Origin of the sequence: Lachnospira eligens (assembly GCF_009680455.1) — a bacterium.
GTDB classification, from domain to species: Bacteria; Bacillota; Clostridia; order Lachnospirales; family Lachnospiraceae; genus Lachnospira; species Lachnospira eligens_A.
In genome coordinates, this window is the sequence record NZ_WKRD01000007.1 from 208586 (window position 1) to 216814 (window position 8229).

The window sequence follows — 8229 nt, forward strand, 5'->3', positions numbered from 1 at the left end:
CAGTAATGAGAAAAATGAAAAGAGAGGAAACAAAAATGACACTTTATGACGAATTAGTTGCAAGAGGTCTTATTGCACAGGTAACAGATGAAGCACTTATCAAAGACCTTATTAACAATGGAAAGGCTACATTTTACATTGGATTTGATCCAACAGCAGACAGCCTTCATGTAGGACACTTTATGGCACTCTGCCTTATGAAGAGACTCCAGATGGCAGGAAATAAGCCAATCGCACTTATTGGCGGTGGAACAGCTATGATTGGTGATCCATCAGGACGTACAGATATGAGAAAAATGCTTACACCAGAGCAGATTCAGCACAATGTTGACTGCTTCAAGAAGCAGATGGCAAGATTCATTGATTTTTCAGATGACAAGGCATTACTTGTTAATAATGCTGACTGGCTTCTTAATCTTAACTATGTAGAACTTTTAAGAGAGGTTGGAGCATGCTTCTCAGTTAATAACATGTTAAGAGCTGAATGCTACAAGCAGAGAATGGAAAAGGGATTAAGCTTCCTTGAGTTTAACTACATGATTATGCAGTCATACGATTTCTATATGTTATACCAGAAATACGGCTGTAATTTACAGTTTGGTGGTAATGACCAGTGGAGCAATATGTTAGGTGGAACAGAGCTTATCAGAAGAAAGCTTGATAAGGATGCTTCAGCTATGACAATCACACTTCTTCTTAACTCAGAGGGTAAGAAGATGGGTAAGACAGCTTCAGGTGCTGTATGGCTTGATCCGAATAAGACAAGTCCTTACGATTTCTACCAGTACTGGAGAAATGTTGATGATGCAGATGTCCTTAAATGTATCCGTATGCTCACATTCCTTCCACTTGAAGAGATTGATAAGATGGATAGCTGGGAAGGTGCTCAGCTTAACAAGGCTAAGGAGATTCTTGCTTATGAGCTTACAAAGCTTGTTCATGGTGAGGAAGAAGCTAAGAAAGCAGAAGCTACAGCAAAGGCAATCTTTACTGGCGGAGATGCAGCTAACATGCCTACAGCAAAGCTTGAAGCAGACAGCTTTACAGATGATGAAATTGATGCAATTAATCTTGTGTTTGGAGCGGGACTTGCAACAACTAAGTCAGAGGCAAGAAGAACTATTCAGCAGGGTGGCGTTTCTGTAGATGGAGAAAAGGTAGCAGATATAGCGGCTAAGTTCCCTAAGAGCATGTTCGAGGGTGAAGGCGTAGTTGTAAAGAAGGGGAAGAAGTCTTTCGTTAAGGTATCTGTTAATTAATTTTTCTCCCACGAAGGAAGGATTATGAAAAAAGATGAGATTACAATGGTGAGGCTTTTAAGCCTCGCCGTTCTTATGGCTCTGAGTCTGTTTATTTTACTTGTTCTTGTAGGAAACAACGAGTTTGGACAGATTATTAGTAAAATGAATAATAATTCACTCAATATTTCTGAAAATCAGAATTCAGTATACAACCTGTATTACTATACGGGATTTAATGTTATATATCAGTTATTTTTCTCGATAACGGTATTATTTTCGGCAGTGTCACTTACAGGAATTCTTTTAAGAATAGGCAACACGGGTATAATTGCTTCTGTTGCTGCTATATTTAATATGATGACTGGTATATTGCTTTTAATGGCAAGAATATTGGAGTCGTCATCATCAATGCACGCATGGATAGATTCTTTCTATATTGATGGTGTGGTAAAAGGACAGATTGAGACAGCACAACTGATGGATAAAATACCTGTGTTGTATATATTGTTAGTGATTTTGGGAATACTTGAGCTGATGATGGTGAAAAGCTCCGGTATCAGACATATAAAAATGTTCTCTAAAAATAAACAGACTAACTTAGCAGTTTTTCTTACGCCTGCTCTTGTTACATATGTGTGGGAAGGCTTTATAAGAAGAAATATATTGTTTGAAATTATAAAAAATGGTGATTCCCAAAGAATGACAGTTAATGAATATCTTACCGGATATTACATTGGTAATAAAATATTCTTTAACTGGTCATGGATGATAATGCTTTTACTAGCAACCATTATTTGTATAATTATACAATCAGGCGTTATCAAGGGATTAAGCGGCAGGGCAGGAATGTTGGCAGGTATAGGTATTCCGGCACTTGTAACGATAATACCATCTGTTATATATGCATTTAATCCACCGGCACTGTTTGGATATCTTACACTTGATATATCATTATGTGACATGACTGATAACGCATTTTACATGTATCTTGTAACATTCTGCGTGAGCATGACAGCTGCATTTATATTAATATATCTTGTGATAAGCGGAATTCTAGATATGAGGAAGCTGGCGTTTATATTCATTATAAATGTCGTTATAAGCGTAGTTCTGATGATTATTGTTTCGGGTAAATCTTCGCTTGCAATCCAGTATATGCCTTGGATTGTGGCAGATTGTGCGTCAGTTATACTGGCAGTTGTAAGTATTGCATTAAAACCAGTGAATAAATAAAAATAATGGCTGAGTCAGATGAGGTGACACCTCAGATTCTGATTCAGCCAATTTTTTATAACTGTTTTATTTTGCTGATGTCGGTGTCTGCAATCATTGAGTAGTTAGTGTAGTACACAACGAATCCTGGTTTGGCACCGGCAGGCTTTTTAACTTCTTTCTTTAATACATAATCGACTTCAACTTTTTCCTGCTCACGGCCTTTAGAGTAATAGGCGGCAAGGCTTGCTGCTTCTTCAAATGTCCTGTCAGGAACTTCCTTTCCATCTGTTTTGAGAAGTACATGAGAACCTGGCATCTGCTTGGCGTGAAACCACCAGTCATTACCGTTGCCTGTTTTGAATGTAAGTTCGTCATTCTGCATGTTATTCTTTCCAACATATATGTCAAATCCATCACTTGATACAAAATGCATCGGCTTGTTGGCTGTGATTTTGTGCTTTCCTTTAACAGTTCTTCTAATATATCCAGTTTCAATAAGCTCTTCCTTAATGTTAGCAAGATCAGCTTCTGTTACTGAAATCTCAATTGCATTGATAATAGATTCAAGGTAACTTATTTCTTCAGTGATCTCCTGAATAAGACGGATTCCGGCTTCATAGGTTCTTTTAAGCTTGTTATATCTTGCAAAATATTTGTTGGCATTCTCAATTGGTGTGAGAGTGTTATCAAGCGGAATCTTAATTGTAGTATTATCGTAGTAATTAAGTGCTTCATATTCCTTAGAACCTGCAGGAATACTGTAAGCGTAGGTTGTAAGAAGTTCACCGCAGATACGGTATTTGTCTTTTTTCTCAGTGTCCTTTATCTGCTTTTCCTGAATGTCAAGCTTCTTGTATGCTCTTTCAAGATGTGTTGTTACAATTCTTCTTATATCAACAGACTTCTGGTGGATTCGTGTTGCAATCTCTTTCTGTCTGTAATAATCGATAATCAGTCTGCTTATCGAATCATATTCTGTGTGGTTGTCATACATAGAAAGCTTCACAGCGGCAAATTCTGCAGGCACACCGTTGTCGGTTACCATATCGGGGTGGTAGATACCATTTCTTACATCAGACATAAGTGCGTCAAATACGTTGTATAATGCATCTTTCATAGGCTCATCAAGACAGTTGGCAGGATGCCCGCCATCAACTCCGGCACGGTATGCAAGCTCTTCTGCTATACATGTGCTTATTCCTGTATAGCTTGAAAGCAGTGCCTTGACAACAGGTACAGGCTTTGTAAATACTGTTTCGTCAAAATGCTTTCTGTCAGCTTCAAGCGGATTAATCTTGTCAGAAGTATTAGGAATGAAATAAGGTCTTCCAGGTAAAACTTCCCTGACTGAGCTTGTCTGTGCTGATATATGCTTGATACTGTCTAATATAGTATTATTGTCGTCACATAATATTATATTGCTGTGCTTGCCCATGAATTCTGCGATTATGTGCTTTCTGCACAGGTCACCGAGTTCGTTTAAATGTTCTGCCTCAATATCAATTACACGCTCAAATTTTGGCTGTGTTATAGATATTATTCTTCCGTTGTTCAAATGTTTTCTAAGAAGCATGCAGAAATTCGGTGCAGTAGCAGGGGATGGCTTGTTATCGTCTGTAAGATATGCAAGAGGAAGCGATGCATTTGCAGATAAAACAAGTCTGTACTGACCAGATTGTGTCTTTATTGTAAGCATTATTTCATCGGCTTCAGGCTGTGATATCTTGTAAAGTCTTCCGCCGTTAATTGTGTTGTTTAATTCATTAACAATACTGGATATTGTAATTCCATCGAATGCCATAATGTCTCCTTTAGTTAATAATATTCATTCTTATTGCATTATATTAACATACTTATTGTTGTAAGTCTTGTTATCTTTCATAAAAATTGGTATACTTTCCTAAGCATTATATGCGAATGGAAGGATAGAAACAATGATTAAAAGTATGACAGGCTTTGGCCGGAGTGAAATAGTTAAAGGTAACAGAAAAATTTCAGTTGAGATTAAGTCAGTTAATCACAGATATCTTGAAGCAGGTATCAAGATGCCTAAGAAGCTTAATGTATTCGAGAGCAGAATGAGAGACTTACTTAAGAAGTATGCAACAAGAGGCAAGATTGATATATTTATTAATTATGAGGATGATTCAGAAAGTCAGGTTAATCTTAAGTTCAACCAGAATATAGCTGATGAATATATGGCTATATTTAATAATATGTCCGAAAAATACAATCTTAAAAATGATATGACTGTTGGAGGTCTTGCCAGATTTCCAGAGGTTATCACAATGGATGAAGTGCAGGAAGACGAAGAGGAGCTGTGGCATTTTATAGAGGAAGCCATGAAGGCAGCCTTAGAACAGTTTGTTAATACAAGAATTCTTGAAGGTGAGAATCTTAAGAAAGATCTTTTAGGAAAGTTAGACCACATGGAGGAGCTTGTTGCATTTGTTGAAAAGAGAAGTCCTGAAATTATGAAGGAATACCGCAGCAAGTTAGAGAGTAAGGTTAAAGAACTTCTTGGCGATACAACTATTGATGAGAGCAGAATCGCAACAGAGGTTATTATATACGCAGACAAGATATGTGTTGACGAAGAAACTGTAAGATTAAGAAGCCATATCGAGCATGCAAGAAAATGTCTTAACGAGGATGGCGGCATTGGAAGAAAGATGGATTTCATTGCACAGGAGATGAACAGAGAGGCTAACACAACTCTATCTAAGGCTAATGACATTGAGATATCTAATGCAGCTATTGACTTAAAGACTGAGATTGAGAAGGTAAGAGAGCAGATTCAGAACATTGAGTAGGCTTTCAATATATTTTTAATTGGTTTTGATTAAATTTACTTGATTGTTTCGGGCTTGTTAGGTATAATAACTTGTGCACTTTATGTGCAGAATGAGGTAATTATATGAGCAAAGGACTATTATTAGTTATTTCAGGATTTTCTGGTGCAGGAAAAGGAACTGTTATGAAGCGACTTTTAGAGCTTCATGATGAGTATTCACTTTCTATATCAGCTACAACAAGAAAGCCAAGAGAAGGCGAAGCTGATGGAAGAGAATATTTCTTTAAGACTGTAGAAGAATTCGAGAAGATGATTGCTGAAGATGCTTTAATAGAGCATGCACAGTATGTTGGCAATTATTACGGAACACCTAAGGCATATGTTGAAGAACAGCTTGATAAGGGCAACAATGTTATTCTTGAGATTGAGATACAGGGTGCCATGAATATCAAGAGAATGTTCCCGGATGCAGTGCTTATGTTTATAACACCACCGTCAGCAGCAGAACTTGAAAAGAGACTCCGTGGCAGAGGAACAGAAGATGAGGCGACAATTAAAGCCCGTCTTTCAAGAGCAGCAGAGGAAGCAGAAGGTGTTGAGGATTATGATTACATAGTTATCAATGATGAAGTCGATTTATGTGTCGGCCGTATTCATGATATTGTGTTATCTGAGAAGATGAAAGCTAAGTATAATCTTGGACTGATTAATAATATTAAAGAAGAATTAAAGGTTTATTCGAAAGGAGAATAATATAATGATACATCCATCGTATACTGAATTAATGGCTGTAATTAACAGTGAGGTTGAAGAGGGCGAGCAGCCTTTAGTACAGAGCAGATATTCAATTGTTAAGGCAACTGCTAACAGAGCTAAGGAAATCATCGATGCAAGAAGCGTTGAGGAGAAGATTGCCAAGGCAAGAATTGAAGCAAGCAACAAGGAAAAAGAGAAAGAAAAGGACAAGGATAAGATTGAGGAGAAGAGAATCTCTAAGGAAGATGAGAGAAAGCTTCAGGTTGGAACTCCTCTTGTAAGATGTTCAGAGAAAGACAAGCCATTATCAATCGCAGTTAAAGAATTCTACGAAGGTAAGGTTAAGATTCTTGGAAGTACAGACGAGAATACTTCATTATAATTAACAAAGACTGATGTTAAGGGCAACTGCTTGTATGGGCGGTTGCCCTTTTGTGCGAGTAGTGATGAGAATACAAGCGGGAATCACACAATCATGCTTGCATGTATTGTGTGATTATCGCTTGCATTCGAGGAGCACCGCGACAACGACAGAACGAAGTTCTGGAGTATGAGCTACGAGAAAAAATGAGGAGTTTGAAATTTTATGACGAATAGATATGATGAGAAAGAAAGACGGATTCACTGTGCATTTTCAGAAAAATGCGGTGGCTGTGATTATGCCGGGATGAAATATGACAATGAACTTGCAGTTAAGCAGAAGTACATTGAAGAACTTTTTGGCGAATATGTAAAAGTTGATGATATTGTTGGAATGTACAGACCAATATATTACCGCAATAAAGTTCATGCAGTTGTGGGACTTGATGAGTCCAGAAATGTAATAGCAGGAACCTACGAGGAAAACAGCCACAGAATAGTTGATACATCGGACTGTATGATTGAAGATTCACAGTGTACAGACATTATTAAGGATATTAAAGAACTAATAGTTTCATTTAAATATCAGCCATATGATGAAGATGCGGGAAAGGGAATGATTCGACACATTCTTTTAAGAAAAGGATTTTCGACAAAGGAGATTATGCTTGTTATTGTTACAGCAGGAGTCGCATTTCCATCAAAGAACAATTTTCTTAAGGCATTATGTGAGAAGCATCCGGAAATTACTACAATTGTGCAGAATATTAATGACAGGCGCACAAGCATGGTGCTTGGAAAGAGAAATATTGTTCTTAAGGGAAAAGGTTATATCGAGGATGTGTTGTGTGGCTGCAGATTCAGAATAAGCCCGACATCATTTTATCAGATTAACCACCAGCAGACTGAAAAGCTGTACAAAAAGGCAATACAGCTTGCTGATATATCAAAAAATGACACTGTAATTGATGCATATTGCGGAATTGGTACTATTGGAATAGTCGCATCAAAAAAGGCTGGCAAAGTTATAGGAGTTGAGCTTAATTCAGAAGCTGTATCAGATGCTAAGATAAATGCTTCAATTAACAATATAAAGAATGTCACATTTGTTAATGCTGACGCAGGAGATTTCCTTGTTGAGTATGCGAAAAATGCAAAGGCAGATGTTGTTATCATGGATCCGCCAAGAAGTGGAAGCACACCGGAATTTCTTAATTCTCTTCTTAAGATTAAGCCAGACAGGATTGTGTACATTTCATGCGGACCTGATACACAGGCAAGGGATATTAAGGTGCTGGTTAAGGGTGGATATAAGGTTACGGCATGTCAGCCATTTGATTTGTTCCCGCATACGGAGCATGTGGAGACGGTGGTACTGCTTTCCTACAAAAAGCCAAACGGACATATCAACGTAAAAGTTGAGTTTGGCGAAGGTGAGGGAAAAGTACCGCTTGATAATATCGCTAAAAGAGCCGAAGAATACAAGCCCAGGGAACGAGTGACCTACAAAATGATAAAGGAGTACATAGAAGCAAAATACGGCTTCAAGGTACATATCGCATATATCGCAGAGGTAAAGAGAGATTTAGGCTTACCAATGTATGATGCTCCTAATGCGGTAGAAGAATTGAAACAGCCGAGGAAGCATCCGACAGCGGAGAAAGTGGAAGCGATAAAGGATGCATTGAAGTATTTTGAAGTGATTTAATAATGATGAGCGTATCATTAAAAATAGTGGTACGCTTTTTCTTTAAAATATTTGGGAAGCAATATATAAGTGTTGAACATGCTTGAAAGGAGGAAAATGGAGTGAACCGTATTACAGAAATAACAAAGCGAGATATTTTAGATTTATTTCAGAAT

At 37.6% G+C, this 8229-nt stretch carries 7 protein-coding genes; 6 read left to right on the forward strand and 1 reads right to left on the reverse strand.

The window, feature by feature from the left end:
• The first annotated feature begins 35 nt into the window (after nt 1-35).
• Nucleotides 36-1259 carry a tyrosine--tRNA ligase gene (gene tyrS / locus GKE48_RS10630; protein ID WP_022097528.1) on the forward strand — a complete coding sequence of 408 codons (1224 nt, stop codon included), beginning with the start codon at nt 36-38 and terminating at the stop codon, nt 1257-1259.
• Nucleotides 1260-1283: 24 nt separating this feature from the next.
• A complete protein-coding gene (locus GKE48_RS10635; RefSeq protein WP_154301046.1) occupies nt 1284-2474 on the forward strand; it encodes a hypothetical protein in 1191 nt (396 codons plus the stop codon).
• A 55-nt stretch (nt 2475-2529) separates the two neighbouring features.
• Here the strand turns inward: GKE48_RS10635 and GKE48_RS10640 are convergent, their stop codons facing one another.
• Nucleotides 2530-4257, reverse strand: a complete 1728-nt coding sequence (locus GKE48_RS10640; RefSeq protein ID WP_154301047.1) for an Rqc2 family fibronectin-binding protein — start codon at nt 4255-4257, stop codon at nt 2530-2532.
• 133 nt (nt 4258-4390) lie between these two features.
• Between GKE48_RS10640 and GKE48_RS10645 the strand changes: the two genes are divergently transcribed.
• From GKE48_RS10645 to rlmD, 4 genes are all read left to right on the forward strand, one after another.
• A complete protein-coding gene (locus GKE48_RS10645; RefSeq protein ID WP_012739364.1) occupies nt 4391-5269 on the forward strand; it encodes a YicC/YloC family endoribonuclease in 879 nt (292 codons plus the stop codon).
• 104 nt (nt 5270-5373) lie between these two features.
• Nucleotides 5374-6003 (forward strand): guanylate kinase, encoded by a 630-nt coding sequence (gene gmk / locus GKE48_RS10650; protein WP_012739363.1) that lies wholly within the window; start codon nt 5374-5376, stop codon nt 6001-6003.
• Between the two features lie 4 nt (nt 6004-6007).
• Nucleotides 6008-6388: a DNA-directed RNA polymerase subunit omega gene (gene rpoZ / locus GKE48_RS10655; RefSeq protein ID WP_055285689.1), complete on the forward strand. Its 381-nt coding sequence runs from the start codon at nt 6008-6010 to the stop codon at nt 6386-6388.
• Between the two features lie 204 nt (nt 6389-6592).
• Complete coding sequence (gene rlmD / locus GKE48_RS10660; protein ID WP_154301048.1) at nt 6593-8074, forward strand: 23S rRNA (uracil(1939)-C(5))-methyltransferase RlmD; 1482 nt, start codon at nt 6593-6595, stop codon at nt 8072-8074.
• Nucleotides 8075-8229: the final 155 nt, after the last annotated feature.